General features: G+C 70.7%; 14 protein-coding genes. 6 read left to right on the forward strand and 8 right to left on the reverse strand.

The features are described from left to right. Positions 1-3: 3 nt before the first annotated feature. The 3 genes from QFZ58_RS19005 to QFZ58_RS19015 form a co-directional block, all read right to left on the reverse strand. Complete coding sequence (locus tag QFZ58_RS19005; RefSeq protein ID WP_307126094.1) at positions 4-552, reverse strand: bacterial proteasome activator family protein; 549 nt, start codon at positions 550-552, stop codon at positions 4-6. Between the two features lie 412 nt (positions 553-964). Continuing rightward, on the reverse strand, positions 965-1,264 hold the full coding sequence (locus QFZ58_RS19010) for a hypothetical protein (protein WP_307126095.1): 300 nt from the start codon (positions 1,262-1,264) through the stop codon (positions 965-967). Positions 1,265-1,735: 471 nt separating this feature from the next. Then, positions 1,736-3,349: a protein kinase gene (locus QFZ58_RS19015; RefSeq protein ID WP_307126096.1), complete on the reverse strand. Its 1,614-nt coding sequence runs from the start codon at positions 3,347-3,349 to the stop codon at positions 1,736-1,738. A gap of 294 nt (positions 3,350-3,643) precedes the next feature. Between QFZ58_RS19015 and QFZ58_RS19020 the strand changes: the two genes are divergently transcribed. After that, complete coding sequence (locus QFZ58_RS19020) at positions 3,644-5,275, forward strand: protein kinase (RefSeq protein WP_307126097.1); 1,632 nt, start codon at positions 3,644-3,646, stop codon at positions 5,273-5,275. A 25-nt stretch (positions 5,276-5,300) separates the two neighbouring features. Here the strand turns inward: QFZ58_RS19020 and QFZ58_RS19025 are convergent, their stop codons facing one another. The 3 genes from QFZ58_RS19025 to QFZ58_RS19035 all read right to left on the reverse strand — a co-directional run bounded on the left by QFZ58_RS19025 (position 5,301) and on the right by QFZ58_RS19035 (position 7,835). Further along, positions 5,301-6,356, reverse strand: a complete 1,056-nt coding sequence (locus tag QFZ58_RS19025; protein ID WP_307126098.1) for a phosphotransferase — start codon at positions 6,354-6,356, stop codon at positions 5,301-5,303. A gap of 25 nt (positions 6,357-6,381) precedes the next feature. Further along, positions 6,382-6,822 (reverse strand): pyridoxamine 5'-phosphate oxidase family protein, encoded by a 441-nt coding sequence (locus tag QFZ58_RS19030; protein ID WP_307126099.1) that lies wholly within the window; start codon positions 6,820-6,822, stop codon positions 6,382-6,384. 353 nt (positions 6,823-7,175) lie between these two features. Continuing rightward, a complete protein-coding gene (locus QFZ58_RS19035; protein ID WP_307126100.1) occupies positions 7,176-7,835 on the reverse strand; it encodes a response regulator transcription factor in 660 nt (219 codons plus the stop codon). Positions 7,836-8,179: 344 nt separating this feature from the next. Between QFZ58_RS19035 and pdhA the strand changes: the two genes are divergently transcribed. From pdhA to QFZ58_RS19050, 3 genes are read left to right on the forward strand one after another with little or no spacing between them, the layout of a single operon-like run. Then, on the forward strand, positions 8,180-9,328 hold the full coding sequence (gene pdhA, locus QFZ58_RS19040; RefSeq protein ID WP_307126101.1) for a pyruvate dehydrogenase (acetyl-transferring) E1 component subunit alpha: 1,149 nt from the start codon (positions 8,180-8,182) through the stop codon (positions 9,326-9,328). A 2-nt stretch (positions 9,329-9,330) separates the two neighbouring features. Beyond that, the gene (locus QFZ58_RS19045; RefSeq protein WP_307126102.1) at positions 9,331-10,311 is read left to right on the forward strand and encodes an alpha-ketoacid dehydrogenase subunit beta; all 981 of its coding nucleotides are present in this window, start codon (positions 9,331-9,333) and stop codon (positions 10,309-10,311) included. A gap of 11 nt (positions 10,312-10,322) precedes the next feature. Continuing rightward, positions 10,323-11,720, forward strand: coding sequence for a dihydrolipoamide acetyltransferase family protein (locus tag QFZ58_RS19050; RefSeq protein ID WP_307126103.1), 1,398 nt, complete (start codon positions 10,323-10,325; stop codon positions 11,718-11,720). Positions 11,721-11,799: 79 nt separating this feature from the next. Here QFZ58_RS19050 and QFZ58_RS19055 read toward each other — a convergent pair whose 3' ends face one another. Beyond that, positions 11,800-12,699 carry a D-alanyl-D-alanine carboxypeptidase family protein gene (locus QFZ58_RS19055; protein WP_307126104.1) on the reverse strand — a complete coding sequence of 300 codons (900 nt, stop codon included), beginning with the start codon at positions 12,697-12,699 and terminating at the stop codon, positions 11,800-11,802. 221 nt (positions 12,700-12,920) lie between these two features. Here QFZ58_RS19055 and QFZ58_RS19060 point away from each other — a divergent pair, with 221 nt between their 5' ends. Together QFZ58_RS19060 and QFZ58_RS19065 are read left to right on the forward strand one after the other, a co-directional pair. After that, entirely contained in the window at positions 12,921-13,610 is a 690-nt protein-coding gene (locus tag QFZ58_RS19060; RefSeq protein ID WP_307126105.1) for a GntR family transcriptional regulator, read from the forward strand. Then, positions 13,607-14,914: a nitrate/nitrite transporter gene (locus QFZ58_RS19065; RefSeq protein WP_307126106.1), complete on the forward strand. Its 1,308-nt coding sequence runs from the start codon at positions 13,607-13,609 to the stop codon at positions 14,912-14,914. The genes QFZ58_RS19060 and QFZ58_RS19065 overlap by 4 nt, the downstream gene beginning before the upstream one ends. Positions 14,915-15,023: 109 nt before the next feature. Here QFZ58_RS19065 and QFZ58_RS19070 read toward each other — a convergent pair whose 3' ends face one another. Then, positions 15,024-15,848, reverse strand: coding sequence for a maleylpyruvate isomerase family mycothiol-dependent enzyme (locus QFZ58_RS19070; RefSeq protein ID WP_307126107.1), 825 nt, complete (start codon positions 15,846-15,848; stop codon positions 15,024-15,026). Between the last annotated feature and the right edge of the window lie 179 nt (positions 15,849-16,027).

The following is a 16,027-nucleotide window of genomic DNA, read 5'->3' on the forward strand; positions in this document are numbered from 1 at the left end:
TGGTTACAGGTAAGGACCGGAGCGCGCAGGACCGTGCGGGTCCGTGCCGCCTTCCTCGTCCTCGTGGATCGCACCCGGAGGAAGCGCGCGGCGCATCTGCTCCAGCTGCGCCCGTGCAGCCATCTGCTGTGCGAACAGAGCGGTCTGGATCCCGTGGAACAGGCCCTCGAGCCAGCCGACCAGCTGGGCCTGCGCGATCCTCAGCTCGGCCTCGGAGGGAACGGACTCCTCGGTGAACGGCAGCGAGAGCCGCTCCAGCTCCTCCACGAGCTCGGGCGCCAGCCCGTCCTCGAGCTCCTTCACCGAGCTCGCGTGGATCTCCTTGAGCCGCACCCGGCTCGCCTCGTCGAGAGGAGCCGCCCTGACCTCCTCCAGAAGCTGCTTGATCATGCTGCCGATGCGCATGACCTTGGCGGGCTGTTCGACCATCTCCGTCACCGGGACCTCGCGCGCCTCGTCGTCACTGCCTCCGCCGCCGACAGCCATTCCGTCCTGCCCCACCACGAGGACCTGGGGGTGCTCCTGCGACCGGTCATTCCTCGGCATCTCCATGTCGCCATTGTCTCCCACACCTGTTGCCCGACACGGTGGTGCCCCCGGAAAGGGATGATCCACCTTTTCCGAGGGCACCGAGCAGCCGGTCACGCCACCGGGACGGCTCGCCTACGACGCGGTCATGCCACCGGGACGGCGCGCCACGATGCCCGCAACCTGCCGAGGAGCACGCCCGTGAGGGCGATCACCACGCACCGGGGGCGGCCACCACACACCGGGATCCGGAGAGGTACGCCGCACGCCGGGAGGCGCGCCCGCCGCGCTGAGGTGGTGGGGTCCACATGCGCGCCGGCCTTTCGGGAGACCGGTGGTGATGGCGGCCGGTAGATGCCGTTCCCGGCCCGGGTGAACGCGGCCCCACTCCGTCCCGCACGTGCCGCGCGGGGGAGGTGCGGGCTGCCGGGCCGCGTCAGGCCGTGCGGCGTACGCGGAAGGCGAGGAACCCCAGGCCCAGCCCGACCAGGATGATGCCGCTGCCCAGCGAAAGCTGCGGCATCTGCTGGGCGGTGCGTTCCTCGAGCGCCCGGCGCTGCCGTGCGGCCCGCCCGGGTTCCGGGAACGCGCCGGGCGGCGGCGTGAACGCGGGCACGTCGTCCGGGTCCGCCTCCGGTGGTACCTCGTCGCCCGCGACCTCGGAGCGCGCGAGCTCCCCGGGTGTCAGGGACCGCCCCGGCCGGGCCCGGCCCTTGCCCGCCTGTCTTCCGGCCATGGGGGAGTCCTCGGCGGACGGACTCGCGCCGGGAGAGCGCGGGGAGCGCGGGGAGCGCGACGACGGGCCGGGGGCACCGGCTGACAGGGCGGACGCCGGGTGACCTCGCACCGCCGGCTCGTGCGCCGGCGGCTCGTGCACGGGGAGGGCCACGGAGGACCGGCCGCCCCCGTACGCCACGGCGACCGGCCCGGCGACGACGGGCCCGACGGCGACGGGCCCGATGGCCACTCCGGCCGCCATCACCAGACAGGCCACGCATCGTGACGACCGTGAAGCCAGGAGTCCCGGAGGCATGAGATCAGCGTCACACGCGTCGAGGGGCCCGGCATCCCGGGCACGGCAGCGGACACGAGGGCGGACCCACATCGGCAGACAGAGGGCCGGGGCCGTAGGCACGGCCCGCAGCAGGCCGCCGCAGACGCCGGGCCAGGGCTTCCGGCACGGCCCGCAGCGGGCCGCCGGCAGGCGTCAGGCCGGGTCGCCGGTCGCGATCCGCAGCTCGAAGTGGGCACCCCGCTCGGACACGGCCGCACCCGAGGTCGGGAACTGGTCGATGACCTGGTCCTCCGCGTAGGTGTTGCCCTCCACCTCGATGACCTTGACCGTCCAGCCGGCCGCGTCGGCACACGCCCTCGCGGAGAGGATGTCCTTGTAGATGAAGTTCGGCGCCTGGACCTTCGCCGGGTCGTCCGTGTCCTCGGGCGGGTCCGTGCACTCCTCGGTTTCCATCGTCCGGTTGCGCTCCGGAGGCTTGTGCTCCCCCGCCACCGTGGACGCGCTGGAGTCCGGGTCGCCGCCCTTGCCGTTGTTCGAGTCGCCGCCCATGTTCAGGAAGGCGATGAGGCCGCCGATCGCGACGAGTGCGACCACGATCGACCCCACGACGACCGGCATGTTGGACCTGGAACCGCCGTTGCCGCCCGTGGGCTGCGCGGACAGCGTGTACGGAGGCGGCGTCTGCCCGCCCAGAGGGGCCGGGGCCCCGTACGGCTGCGCCGTCTGCGGGTAGCCGTAACCGTGGCTGGGGGTGGGCGGCCCGTAGGGGCCGGGCTGGTGGTGCTGCGGCTGGGGCTGGTACGGCGTGTGCACGCTCTGCGGGGCGGGGGTTCCCTGGTCCACGGGTGGGAAGACCGCCGAGCCGACGCCCGAGCCACTGTTCGCCGGCGCACCTCCGCCGATGATCACCGGAGCGCCCGCCGGCCCGCTTGCGTTCAGCACGCGGGCGATCTCGTCCTGCATGGCCGCGGCACTGGGGAAGCGCTCGTTCGGGTTCTTCTTCAGAGCCCGCGCGACGAGCGCGTCCATCGCCGGGGAGATGGATCGGTTGATGGTTGACGGAGCGACGGGCTCCTCCTGGACATGCGCGTACGCGATGGCCAGCGGCGAGTCCGCGTCGAACGGGATGCGCCCTGTGAGCAGCTGGAAGAGCATGATGCCGACCGAGTACAGGTCGGACCGCGCGTCCACGCCGCGGCCCAGCGCCTGCTCGGGGGAGAGGTACTGCGGCGTGCCGACGACCATGCCGGTCTGGGTCATCGAGGTGACCCCGGACTGCATGGCGCGTGCGATGCCGAAGTCCATGACCTTGACCACGCCACGCTTGGTCATCATCACGTTGCCGGGCTTGATGTCGCGGTGGACCAGGCCCATCTCGTGGCTGTTCTCCAGGGCGGCGAGCACATCGGCCGTCACCTTGAGGGCCTTGTCGGCCGGCATCGCGCCGTACTGCTGGATGTCCGACTGGAGTACGGAGCCGAGTGGCTGCCCCTCGACGTACTCCATGACGATGTACGGCATCAGCGCGCCGCCGAGCTCGTCCTCGCCGGTGTCGAACACCGAGACGATGTTGGTGTGCTGCAGCTTGGCCACGGCCTGGGCCTCGCGCCGGAAGCGCTCGCGGAAGGACTGCTCGCGTCCCAGCTCCGTGTGGAGCGTCTTGATGGCGACCTGGCGGTCGAGTGCCGAGTCGTACGCCAGGTAGACGGACGCCATTCCGCCCTCGCCGAGCAGGTCGCGCAGCTGGTAGCGTCCGCCGGCCACGGATCCGCCCGCGTAGCGCCCTTGTGCGCCGTCGTGGCTCATGACTTGCATCCCCCTCGGCGCCCGACGGACGCGGTGATCCCTGTTACGGGCCAAGTCTGCCCGAGGGGTACGACACGTCAAGCCAGGTGCCCGTTCCGTGACCCTACGCACTGGAAGCGTCTCGGAAGCGTTACAGGAAACGCATGGAATTTGCGTGGTCGGCACGCGAGCCGATTGGATGACCCGTCACTCCCGAAACCGGTGTGTCCTCCGGAGGCTGTAGCGTGACGTGGCAATGCAGCAAGGCACCGTGAGAACCCGCGCACGCGGGGACAGATACGACGGCGAGGACTGATGGCACCCGATTCCGAAGCAAACGGCGGCGGAGTTTCGGATGGCACCGACTCCTGGGGCGTCGGTGGCGTGGTCGGGGACGGCCGCTACCGCATGACCCACCGGCTGGGCCGCGGCGGCATGGCCGAGGTCTTCGCCGCGGAGGACGTCCGGCTCGGACGTACGGTCGCGGTGAAACTCCTGCGGTCCGACCTCGCCGAGGACCCGGTCTCCAAGGCCCGATTCACCCGCGAGGCACAGTCCGTCGCGGGGCTCAACCACCATGCGATCGTCGCGGTGTACGACTCCGGCGAGGACGTCGTGGGCGGGGCGACCGTCCCGTACATCGTGATGGAGCTGGTCGAGGGCCGCACGATCCGCGAGCTGCTGATCAGCGCCGAGGCCCCGCCGCCCGAGCAGGCGCTGATCATCGTCTCGGGCGTGCTGGAAGCGCTCGCGTACTCGCACCAGCACGGCATCGTGCACCGTGACATCAAGCCGGCGAACGTGATCATCACGAACTCCGGTGCGGTCAAGGTGATGGACTTCGGCATCGCCCGTGCGCTGCACGGCGCCCAGTCGACGATGACCCAGACGGGCATGGTCATGGGCACGCCCCAGTACCTCTCCCCCGAACAGGCACTCGGCAAGGCGGTCGACCACCGTTCCGACCTGTACGCCACCGGCTGCCTGCTCTACGAACTGCTGGCCCTGCGGCCTCCGTTCACCGGCGAGACGCCGCTGTCCGTCGTGTACCAGCACGTGCAGGACATCCCGGTCCCGCCGTCGGAGGTCGCGGGCAGCGTGCCGCCGGAGCTGGACGGCCTCGTCATGCGCTCCCTCGCCAAGGACCCGGACGACCGGTTCCAGAGCGCCGAGGAGATGCGCGGCCTGGTCCAGTACAGCCTGCAGATGCTGCAGGTCCAGGGCGGGCACACGGGTACGTGGAACACGGGCCCGGTCGTGGCCCACGACGGCGGCCACACGGCGGCGATGAACATCGGCGGCGGTACGGCGGCGATGGCGCACCCCATGAACGGGGACACCTCGCAGGGGCCGATCCTTCCGCCGATGAACCCCGACGACGGTGCGTACGCCGGTGGTCAGCGCAACGGCGGCGGGCGCGGGAAGATGTGGCTGTTCGTCCTGCTGGCCCTGATCGCGATCGGTGCGGGAGTCGCGTTCGCCGTACAGGCGTCGAACGACAGCGGCACGAAGAAGAAGCCGACCCATACGCCTTCCGCCAGCGCGTCACCGTCCGAGACGGCGTCCTCGCCGGAGCCGTCGGACGAGGCGACGGAGGAGCAGTCGCAGGATCCGGACAACTCCACGGGCGGGAACACCTGGCCCAGCAAGCAGCCGTCGTGGCCCCCGTCCGACACCCCGACCCAGCCGACCCGCGAGCCCTCGGACACCCCGACCTCGGCGGACCCGGGCGACAGTGACGGCGGCAGCTCGACGACGGAGGGCGACACCGGCGACACGGGCACCACCGAGGGCGACAGCGGCACCGAGGGCACCACCGAGGGAACGACCGACGGCAGCGGCACGACGACCGACGGCAGCAGCGGCGGTACGCCGGCCGGGACCTCGGCGGGCGCCGCCGCGGGAACGACCACCGGTACGGGCACGGGCACGGGCACCACGCCGTGACCGAGAGGGCCGGGCGCCACGGGACTCACCCCGTGAAGGCCTCGCTCACCGCTTCGTAGGCGCGCGTCCACCACACGGCCAGGGCCGACACCGCAGGGAACTGCGGGTCGGCCCTGCGGTCGTGGAAGCTGTAACGCCAGCGCAGTATCCAGAAGTCGTTGAGCCGCTCCCACCACACCCGGTGCACGGCGGCGGCCAGTTCGGCCGGCCCTGCGCCCGCCGACCGCCGGTAGGCGCGGGCGTAGGCCCGCACCTTCTCCAGCGCCAGCTCGCCGTCCGGTCGTACGAAGAAGATCACCGCCGCCCGCACGGCCTCTTCGGCCCGCGGCTGCACCCCGAGCCGGTCCCAGTCCACGATCGCGACCGGATCGGCGCCCCGGTAGAGCAGGTTCAGCGGGTGGAAGTCGCCGTGCACCCAGCCCCTGGCGGCTCCCCCGGGGGTGGGCGGGCGGCGGTGGGCGTGCTGCTCCAGCAGGGCGCGGCGCTCGATGAGCCGGTGCACGGCGAGCTCGTCGAAGGCGTCGCGGGGACCCATGCCGCGAGCGGCTGCCAGCAACTCGTCGATCAGCGCGAAGGTGTCGGCCGGGTCGGAGCTCTGCCCTTGAACCGGAGGCGGCGGGTCCGCTTCCATGACGCGTTCCAGCCCTGTGTGTACGGCTCCGAGGAGCGCCCCGAGTCGTCGTGACTGGGCCGTGGTCAGCTGGGCGCCGTCCCGGTGGAGCCCGTCGACCCACGGATGGAGGGCGTAGCGCCGGCCGTCGATGACCGTGACCGTCTCACCCTCCGTGTCCGCGAGCGGTGGGGCGACGGGGACGCCGAGGGATTGCAGCTGCTGGGTCGCCCTGTGCTGCCGGACGATGGTGGCGTGGTCGCCGCTCGCGTCGTCGAGGTGGTGCTTGTCGAGGTGGTGCTTGAGGAAATAGGGGCCGCGGGTGGTGGAGACGCGGTAACCGTGGTTGAGCAGGCCCTTGGTCAAGGGCTCGCAGCTGAGGGGTTCACCGGCGTCGGGGTAGCGGCGCAGGACCTCGCCGACCGGGGGTACAGGTGGAAGGGTCACAGATGAGCGCGGCACTCGCCACATGTTAGGTGACGCTACGTGGCTGGTTTTACGAACTTGCGTCGAAGCTCAGAGTGTGTATATGGATCACGTGCGGTTCGAGCCGGAGGTACACCGGATCGAACGGCGCACCGTCCACCGCGGCCGGGCCGGCACCGAAGGACGCGCGCTCCTCGGGCCCCGGACGCACGAGTTCCGCCGGCCCGGTGAACTGCACCGACCACAGGTCCTCCGCCTCGCCGGACGCGCCGGGCCGGGCGGGCCCCCGGGAGTCGCAGTTGTCCGCCCCGTAGGCGATGACGCTGCCGTCGCACGACTCGTGGCAGCCGAGTCCCCGGTGCATGCGGAGGATGACACGGCCGTCGACGACGAGGTGCCGGGCCACGGCCAGGAAGGGCAGGGCCCGCATGCTCGTGGCCAGGCGGCCGTAGCGGACGCGGCCGAGCAGTTCGAAGGCGCGGCGTTCGTCGGAGGGGCGGGAGGACGGCATGCGTTCCACTCTCCGTCACCTGTAGGGCCCGGGTAAGGGTCCGCCGCCCCCGGCGGAGCGGGACCAAAGTCCCTGCCCGGGCGCCCGCCGCGGGACCACGCCGCTGTGTGCGGCCGTGCCGGACCTGCCGCCCGGACGGACCGCGGCACCCGTGCCGACCACGCCGCCCAGGCCGGACCGCGACGCGCAGGCCGGACCGCGGCACCCGTGCCGACCACGCCGGACCGCGACGCGCACGCCCACCGCCTGGGCCGGACCACGCGCTCCGGACGCCTGTACAGGACGCGCCGCCCGCCGCCGTGTGTGCCCGTGCTGCACCTACCACCCAGGCCCGGCCGCGCCGTCCGCCCGGCTCAGCGCCTCTCGGCCTGCAGCCTCGCCACGTACGCCGCGGCCTGGGAGCGCCGCTCCATCCCCAGCTTGGCGAGCAGGCTGGACACGTAGTTCTTGATGGTCTTCTCGGCCAGGTGCAGCCGCTCCCCGATCACCCGGTTAGTCAGCCCTTCGCCGATCAGGTCGAGGATCCTGCGTTCCTGGTCGGTCAGGCCGGCGAGCCGGTCGTCGCTCCGGCCGTCCTTCCCCTCCCGGAGCCGTTCCAGCACGCGCGCCGTGGCCGCCGGGTCCAGCAGGGACTTCCCGGCCGCCACGTCCCGTACGGCGTTGAGCAGTTCGTTGCCCCGGATCGCCTTCAGCACGTATCCGGAGGCGCCCGCCATGATCGCGTCGAACAGGGCTTCGTCATCGGCGTAGGAGGTGAGCATCAGGCAGTGGATGCTGTCGTCCCGTGAGCGGATCTCCCGGCAGACCTCCACGCCGCTGCCGTCGGGGAGGCGTACGTCCAGGACGGCGACATCCGGCCGTGTCGCGGGGATCCGTACGAGCGCGTCCGCCGCCGTGCCGGCTTCGCCGACGACCTCGATGTCCTCCTCGACGGAAAGCAGCTCGTGAACGCCCCGCCGGACGACTTCGTGATCATCGAGCAGAAAAACAGTGATTTTTCCATCTTCGCGCACAATCGCAGTCTCACACACTCCTTTCCCGTTCGCCCTTCCCTGCCGCTGTCGACCGGGATAACGTGCCGTTGTTCCGGCGGCCGCGAGGCCGTTACCAGTGCTGTGACCAGCGAGACTTCCCGATTTTTTCGATTTACTTGGAAATCCAAGCAAAATCGCAGGTCACAAGGTGTTTCGCAGTTATGCGACGCACTGGGTAACGTGCCTATGACAGGGCGCTCGCCGGGGCACCTGTCACGCCTGTTCCGGCCGAGCGGCACACACCCCGTGCCCGGGCCCGGACACAGGCGAGCCGCACTGGTTCCCGGCCATCCCGGGGGCCGGACCGACGGAGGAGCACGCACGTGACCGTGGAAAGCACTGCCGCGCGTAAACCGCGACGCAGCAGCAAGCGGACCAGCGCCGCGAAGACGCCACAGACATCCGAGCCCCAGCTGGTACAGCTGCTGACGCCGGAGGGCGAGCGCGTCGAGCACCCGGACTACGAGATCGACCTGAGCGGCGACGAGCTGCGCGGTCTCTACCGGGACATGGTCCTGACCCGCCGCTTCGACGCCGAGGCCACCGCGCTGCAGCGTCAGGGCGAGCTGGGCCTGTGGGCCTCGCTGCTGGGCCAGGAGGCCGCGCAGATCGGCTCCGGCCGGGCGCTGCGCGACGACGACTACGTCTTCCCGACCTACCGGGAGCACGGCGTCGCCTGGTGCCGGGGCGTCGACCCGACCAATCTGCTCGGGATGTTCCGCGGTGTGAACCACGGCGGCTGGGACCCGAACACGAACAACTTCCACCTGTACACGATCGTCATCGGCTCGCAGACCCTGCACGCCACCGGCTACGCCATGGGCGTCGCCAAGGACGGCGCGGACTCGGCCGTGATCGCGTACTTCGGTGACGGTGCCTCCAGCCAGGGCGACGTCGCGGAGGCCTTCACCTTCTCGGCCGTCTACAACGCCCCCGTGGTGTTCTTCTGCCAGAACAACCAGTGGGCGATCTCGGAGCCGACGGAGAGGCAGACCCGGGTGCCGCTCTACCAGCGCGCCCAGGGCTTCGGCTTCCCCGGCGTCCGGGTCGACGGCAACGACGTACTCGCGTGTCTCGCCGTCACCAGGTCGGCGCTGGAGCGGGCCCGCCGGGGCGAGGGACCCACCCTCGTCGAGGCGTTCACCTACCGCATGGGTGCCCACACCACCTCCGACGACCCGACCAAGTACCGGGCGGACGAGGAGCGGGCGGCGTGGGAGGCCAAGGACCCGATCCTCCGGCTGCGTACGTACATGGAGAAGCAGGACCTCGCCGACGCGGGGTACTTCACCGCGCTGGAGGAGGAGAGCGAGACCCTCGGCAAGCGGGTACGCGAAGCGGTACGGGCCATGCCCGACCCGGACCGGCTGGCCATCTTCGACCACGCCTACGCCGACGGCAGCCCGCTCGTCGACGAGGAGCGTGCCCAGTTCGCCGCGTACCAGGCATCGTTCGCCGAGGAGGGCAACTAGCCATGCCCATGCAGAAGATGTCCATCGCGAAGGCGCTCAACGAGTCGCTGCGCAAGGCTCTCGAGACCGACCCCAAGGTCCTCATCATGGGTGAGGACGTCGGCAAGCTCGGCGGGGTCTTCCGCATCACGGACGGCCTCCAGAAGGACTTCGGCGAGGGCCGGGTCATCGACACCCCGCTCGCCGAGTCCGGCATCGTCGGTACGGCGATCGGACTGGCCCTGCGGGGTTACCGGCCGGTCGTCGAGATCCAGTTCGACGGCTTCGTCTTCCCGGCGTACGACCAGATCGTCACGCAGCTCGCCAAGATGCACGCCCGCGCTCTCGGCAAGATCAAGATGCCGGTCGTCGTCCGCATCCCGTACGGCGGCGGCATCGGTGCCGTCGAGCACCACAGCGAGTCGCCCGAGGCGCTGTTCGCCCACGTGGCGGGCCTGAAGGTCGTCTCGCCGTCCAACGCAGCCGACGCCTACTGGATGATGCAGCAGGCCGTCCAGAGCGACGATCCGATCATCTTCTTCGAGCCGAAGCGGCGCTACTGGGACAAGGGGGAGCTCGACACCGAGGCCATCCCCGGTCCGCTGCACAAGGCCGTCGTGGCCCGCGTGGGCTCCGACCTCACGCTGGCGGCGTACGGCCCGATGGTGAAGGTCTGCCTGGAGGCGGCCGCCGCCGCGCAGGAGGAGGGCAAGTCGATCGAGGTCCTCGACCTGCGGTCGATGTCCCCGATCGACTTCGACACCGTCCAGACCTCGGTCGAGAAGACCGGCCGGCTCGTGGTGGTCCACGAGGCGCCGGTGTTCTACGGCTCGGGGGCCGAGATCGCGGCCCGGATCACCGAGCGCTGCTTCTACCACCTCGAAGCGCCCGTACTGAGGGTCGGCGGCTACCACGCCCCCTACCCGCCGGCCCGGCTCGAGGACGAGTACCTGCCGAATCTCGACAGGGTGCTCGACGCCGTCGACCGCTCGCTGGCGTACTGAGGAGAGGGTCCGTGACGACGATGACCGAAACGTCTGCTCGTTTCCGTGAGTTCAAGATGCCCGATGTGGGCGAAGGACTGACCGAGGCGGAAATCCTCAAGTGGTTCGTCCAGCCCGGCGACACCGTCACCGACGGCCAGGTCGTGTGCGAGGTCGAGACGGCCAAGGCCGCGGTGGAGCTGCCGATCCCGTTCGACGGGGTGGTGCACGAGCTGCGCTTCCCCGAGGGCACCACGGTCGATGTCGGCCAGGTGATCATCGCGGTGGACGTGGCACCCGGCAGCGGAGACGCACCGGCGGCACCCGCAGCCGTGCAGGAGCCTGTGCCGGAGCCCGAGCCGGAGGCCGCGCCCAAGGGCCGCCAGCCGGTGCTGGTCGGTTACGGCGTGGCCGAGAGCTCCACGAAGCGCCGCGCCCGCAAGGGGGTGGAGGTACCGGGCCCGGCCGCCGCCGCGGTCCAGGCCGAGATCAACGGCCACGGCCCCGTCGTGCCGGAGAGCCGTCCGCTCGCCAAGCCGCCGGTACGCAAGCTGGCGAAGGACCTGGGCATCGACCTCGCCACGGTCACCCCGACCGGCGAGGGCGGCGTCATCACCCGCGAGGACGTCCACGCGGCGGTGGCCCCGGCCCCCGCCGAGGCCCCGGCACCGGCGCCGGCGGCTGTGGCCGCTCCCGCACCGGCCGTCGGCGCACCCACGGCGGAGGCGGGCCGGGAGACCCGTATCCCGGTCAAGGGCGTACGCAAGGCCATCGCCCAGGCCATGGTCGGCAGTGCCTTCACGGCGCCGCACGTCACCGAGTTCGTGACCGTCGACGTGACGCGCACGATGAAGCTGGTCGCGGAGCTCAAGGAAGACAAGGACATGGCGGGCGTCCGGGTCAACCCGCTCCTGATCATCGCCAAGGCGCTCCTCGTCGCGATCAGGCGCAACCCGGCGGTCAACGCCGCCTGGGACGAGGCCGCCCAGGAGATCGTGCAGAAGCACTACGTCAACCTGGGCATCGCCGCGGCCACGCCGCGCGGCCTGATCGTGCCGAACATCAAGGACGCGCACGACAAGACCCTGCCCCAGCTGGCCGAGGCCCTGGGCGAGCTGGTCTCCACGGCCCGCGAGGGCAGGACCTCCCCGGCGGCCATGGCCGGCGGCACGGTGACCATCACCAACGTCGGTGTCTTCGGTGTCGACACCGGCACGCCGATCCTGAACCCGGGCGAGTCCGCGATCCTCGCGGTCGGTGCGATCAAGCTCCAGCCGTGGGTCCACAAGGGCAAGGTGAAGCCCCGCCAGGTCACCACGCTGGCTCTGTCGTTCGACCACCGGCTGGTCGACGGCGAGCTCGGCTCCAAGGTGCTCGCCGACGTCGCGGCGATCCTGGAACAGCCGAAGCGGCTGATCACCTGGGCCTGACGGCCCAGGTGATCAGGGACGGAAGCTGAAAAGGAGGGGCCTGCCGCACCACGCGGCAGGCCCCTCCTGGTGCGCCGGGCTACTTCTTGAAGGAGTAGTCCAGAAGCTTCTTGGCATCGGCGGACCGGGTGGTCACGGAGGTCGAGGTGAGGACCGTGCCGATGACCGTCCTGCCGTTCCGGGTCGCGGCGAAGACCAGGCAGTACTTGGCCGTCGGACCGGAACCGGTCTTCACACCGATCGCCCCGCTGTAGGTGCCGAGCAACGGGTTGGTGTTGGACCACGCCATGTAGCGGTAGCCGCCGCTCTTGGTCGTGACCTTCTGCTTCGTCGACCTGGTCTTCACGATCGCGCGGAACGTGGAGCTCTTCATCGCGCTGCCGGCGATCTTCGTCAGGTCGCGGGGCGTCGAGTAGTTGGCCCCGCTGCTGATGCCGTCGAACGAGTCGAAGTGCGTGTTCTTCAGGCCGAGGCTCTTCGCACTGGCGTTCATCTTGCCGATGAAGGACTTCACCCGGGCGGCGCGCGTGGTGCCGGAGCCGAACTTGTCCGCGAGGGCGTACGCCGCGTCGCAGCCCGAGGGCAGCATCAGCCCGTACAGGAGCTGGCGGACCGTCACCTTGTCGCCGACGATGAGCCGGGCCGAAGAGGCGTTCTTCGAGACGATGTAGTCGCTGTACGCCTTCTGGACGGTGACCTTGGCGTCCAGGTTCAGGTTCTTCTGGGCCAGCACCACCTTGGCCGTCATTATCTTCGTCGTGGATCCGGTCGAGCGGCGGGTGTCCGCGGCTTTGGTGTAGAGCGTCTTCGCGGTGCCGCTGTCCATCACGAAGCCGCCCTTGGCGGTGATCGACGGCGTCGGCGGTGTCGCGGCCTGTGCTGTGGTGGCGAACGCGCTGCCTGCCAGGACGGCGCCCGCGGTGAGGGTCACAGTGGCGGCGACGGTCGCGCGGTTTATGCCCTTAAGACCGATATTCAAGTCAAACGCTCCAAATACCCCTGGTTTGCGGCCTCATGAGGGTGCCGCTCGGTGGTGAGACTCATGAGAGGGGGAGATGGATGTGTTGCTGGACGGGTGTTTCGGTATTCCGTGGACAGGGAGTGTGAACGCCCAGGTGGGCATACCGCTCGAATCGGGTACGGCGTCCCGTATCGCGGAACGATTCCGCCATGGGTGCACGTTGTATCTATGCTGTGCGCATGCCAGCCGCACCCCCTGCCCCCGCCACCGCCGAGTCCGTGAAGACCTCCATCAAGCAGCCCCCGGCTGCCGAGCGCGTCTACGCCCACATCAAGGAAGCGGTCCTCGACCGCCGCTACGAGGGGGGCACCCTCCTCACCGAGGGGGATCTGGCCGAAGCGGTCGGCGTGTCCCGTACGCCCGTGCGGGAAGCGCTGCTGCGCCTCGAGGCCGAAGGGCTGATCAAGCTCTACCCCAAGAAGGGTGCCCTCGTACTGGCCGTCTCCGCCCAGGAGATCGCCGACGTGGTGGAGACCCGGTTGCTCGTCGAGGAGTTCGCCGTCCGCAAGGCCGTACCCGCCTCCGCGCAGCTGATCGCCCGGCTGGAACAACTCCTGGAGGAGCAGCGGCAGCTGGCCGAGGCCGGTGACCTGGCGGCCGTCTCGGTCAAGGACCGCTGCTTCCACGCCGAGATCGTGAAGAACGCGGGCAACGAGATCCTCTCCCGCCTCTACGACCAGCTCCGCGACCGTCAGCTGCGCATGGGCGTCGCCGTGATGGAGGCGCACCCCGGCAGGATCGCCGCCAACATCACCGAGCACGGTGAGCTCCTGGACGCCATCAGGGCCGGCGACACGGACGGTGCGGCGCAGGTCGTGCGGCGCCACGTCAGCCGGGTCAAGGTCCTGGTCCGGGGTGATGACCGGTGAGTTCCTCCGCACCCACCCTCTCCCTGCCCGGCGATCCGCCCGGCGGCCGGCGGGCCGCCCGGATCTGGGGCATCGGCGTCGCCGTCTACTTCGTCGCCATCATCTTCCGCACGAGTCTGGGCGTCGCCGGACTCGACGCGGCGGACCGGTTCGACGTGAACGCCTCGGCCCTGTCGACGTTCTCCATCCTCCAGCTCCTCGTCTACGCGGGCATGCAGATACCCGTCGGCCTCATGGTCGACCGGCTCGGCACCAAGAAGGTCCTCACGATCGGTGCGGTGCTCTTCACCCTGGGCCAGCTGGGCTTCGCGCTCTCCCCCTCGTACGGCACGGCCCTCGCCTCCCGCGCGTTGCTCGGCTGCGGTGACGCGATGACCTTCATCAGCGTGCTCCGGCTCGGTGCCCGGTGGTTCCCGGCCCGGCGGGGACCACTGATCGGTCAGGTCGCCGCACTCTTCGGCATGGCGGGCAACCTGGTCTCGACCCTCGTCATCGCCCGCGCGCTGCACGGGTTCGGCTGGACCACGACCTTCGCGGGCAGTGCGGTCGCGGGTGCGGTCGTGCTCGTACTGCTGCTGCTCTTCCTGAAGGACCACCCCGAGGGCCACGAGCCGCCGCCCGCCGAGCACGCCGGCGCCGCGTTCGTCCGCAGGCAGATCGCCGCCTCCTGGCGGGAGCCGGGCACCCGGCTCGGTATGTGGGTGCACTTCACCACCCAGTTCCCGGCCATGGTCTTCCTGCTGCTCTGGGGCATGCCGTTCCTGGTGGAGGCACAAGGGCTGAGCAGGGGGACGGCCGGTGAGCTGCTCACCCTCGTCGTGCTCTCCAACATGGTGGTGGGGCTCGTCTACGGACAGGTCATCGCCCGGCACCACGGGGCGCGCGCACCACTCGCCCTCGGCACGGTCGCGCTGACCGCGCTGCTCTGGGCGTCGGCGATCTTCTACCCCGGTGAGCACGCGCCCATGTGGCTGCTGGTCACCCTGTGCGTGGTGCTCGGCTCCTGCGGGCCCGCGTCGATGATCGGCTTCGACTTCGGCCGGCCCGCCAATCCGCCGGAGCGCCAGGGCACCGCGTCGGGAATCGTCAACATGGGCGGGTTCGTCGCCTCGATGACCACGCTGTTCGCGATCGGCGTGCTGCTGGACGCGACCGGCGACAACTACCGCATCGCCTTCGCCTCGGTCTTCGTCCTGGAGGCGATCGGCGTCGCACAGATCCTGCGGCTGCACGCCGGCGCGACGCGCAGGGAGCGTGACCACCACGTCGTCAGCCGGGTGGAGGCCGTGCACGTGCCCGCGTGACGCCCGTCCGGCGGTGCGCCCGTCCCGGTCCGCATCCGGACGGGCGCAGCCGGTCCGGCACCACCGCACACGGCGGCGTAGGCGGTGTGCCCGCCACAGCGCTCCGGCGTTACGGGGTCACGGCGAAGTGCTGGAGGATCGCGGCGGCCAGCTCCTGGTCGCCGTCGATCTTGATCCGGTCCTCCACCGCGTGCGGCCGGACCCGGCCGCACGCCAGCCGGTAGTAGGTCTCCCAGTCCATCGCCAGCGTCGCGGCGGGGCCCAGCGACGGCGCACCGTCGACCGAACCGCGGCCGTCGCCGTCGACCCGGACCGTGCGCAGGAACTCGACGGGACCGTGGACGTCGAAGACCACGGCCGAGTTGTGCGGCGCGCCCGCGTCCTTGGCGACCACCTTCGGCAGCCCGGCCAGCAGCGTGTCGCGGGCGACGAGGGCGCCGGGGGAGTCCAGGTTCCCGGGCTGACCCAGCGTCGTCCGCAGGTCCTGCTCATGGACCCAGACGTCGAAGGCGCGCATGTGCAGCGCCAGTTCCAGCGTCTGCTCGGCGCCGAGGGGCGCCCGCACCATGGTCTCGGGGGCGCGCGACTCGTTGCGCAGCTGGCGCATGCGCCGGATGAGCGTGTACTCCAGCTCCGAGGTCATCTCCGGCGCCGTGTGGTGGCGCCGGACGTCCACCTGCATCTCCATGTAGCGCTGGTAGTCGTTCTGCACGTGGTAGAGGTCGCGCGGCAGCGTGTGGATCGGACGGGGATCGCCGAGCTGTTCGCACTCCATGCCGATGATGTGCGAGACGATGTCGCGCACCGACCAGCCGGGGCAGGGCGTACGGCGGTTCCACTCCCCCTCGACGAGCGGCTTGACCAGCTCGGCTATCGACTCGATGGAGTGGGTCCAGGCGTCGGCGTAGGTCTGGAGGCTGGGATGGACGGTCACGGGACCCCTCGTGCGGTTCTGCGGTGCATGGGCTGGAGAGCAGGGAGTGCCGGCGGGCTGGCCGGCACTGACGGCGCTGTCTGCGGGCTGCGTGGGAGGTTCGCTCGCTAAGTTACGCTGCGAGCAGGCACCCCGGCAGTGCTTTCGTGTGACGATCGTAGGCCCGTGTTGACGGTCCC

The organism is Streptomyces sp. B1I3 (assembly GCF_030816615.1).
Classification (GTDB): Bacteria; Actinomycetota; Actinomycetes; order Streptomycetales; family Streptomycetaceae; genus Streptomyces.

What these genes read in the sequence shown, in the direction of transcription:
- QFZ58_RS19005 (WP_307126094.1), bottom strand. Translation starts at nt 552, where the DNA reads ATGGAGATGCCGAGGAATGACCGGTCGCAGGAGCACCCCCAGGTCCTC.
- QFZ58_RS19010 (WP_307126095.1), bottom strand. Translation starts at nt 1,264, where the DNA reads ATGGCCGGAAGACAGGCGGGCAAGGGCCGGGCCCGGCCGGGGCGGTCC.
- QFZ58_RS19015 (WP_307126096.1), bottom strand. Translation starts at nt 3,349, where the DNA reads ATGAGCCACGACGGCGCACAAGGGCGCTACGCGGGCGGATCCGTGGCC.
- QFZ58_RS19020 (WP_307126097.1), top strand. Translation starts at nt 3,644, where the DNA reads ATGGCACCCGATTCCGAAGCAAACGGCGGCGGAGTTTCGGATGGCACC.
- QFZ58_RS19025 (WP_307126098.1), bottom strand. Translation starts at nt 6,356, where the DNA reads ATGTGGCGAGTGCCGCGCTCATCTGTGACCCTTCCACCTGTACCCCCG.
- QFZ58_RS19030 (WP_307126099.1), bottom strand. Translation starts at nt 6,822, where the DNA reads ATGCCGTCCTCCCGCCCCTCCGACGAACGCCGCGCCTTCGAACTGCTC.
- QFZ58_RS19045 (WP_307126102.1), top strand. Translation starts at nt 9,331, where the DNA reads ATGCCCATGCAGAAGATGTCCATCGCGAAGGCGCTCAACGAGTCGCTG.
- QFZ58_RS19060 (WP_307126105.1), top strand. Translation starts at nt 12,921, where the DNA reads ATGCCAGCCGCACCCCCTGCCCCCGCCACCGCCGAGTCCGTGAAGACC.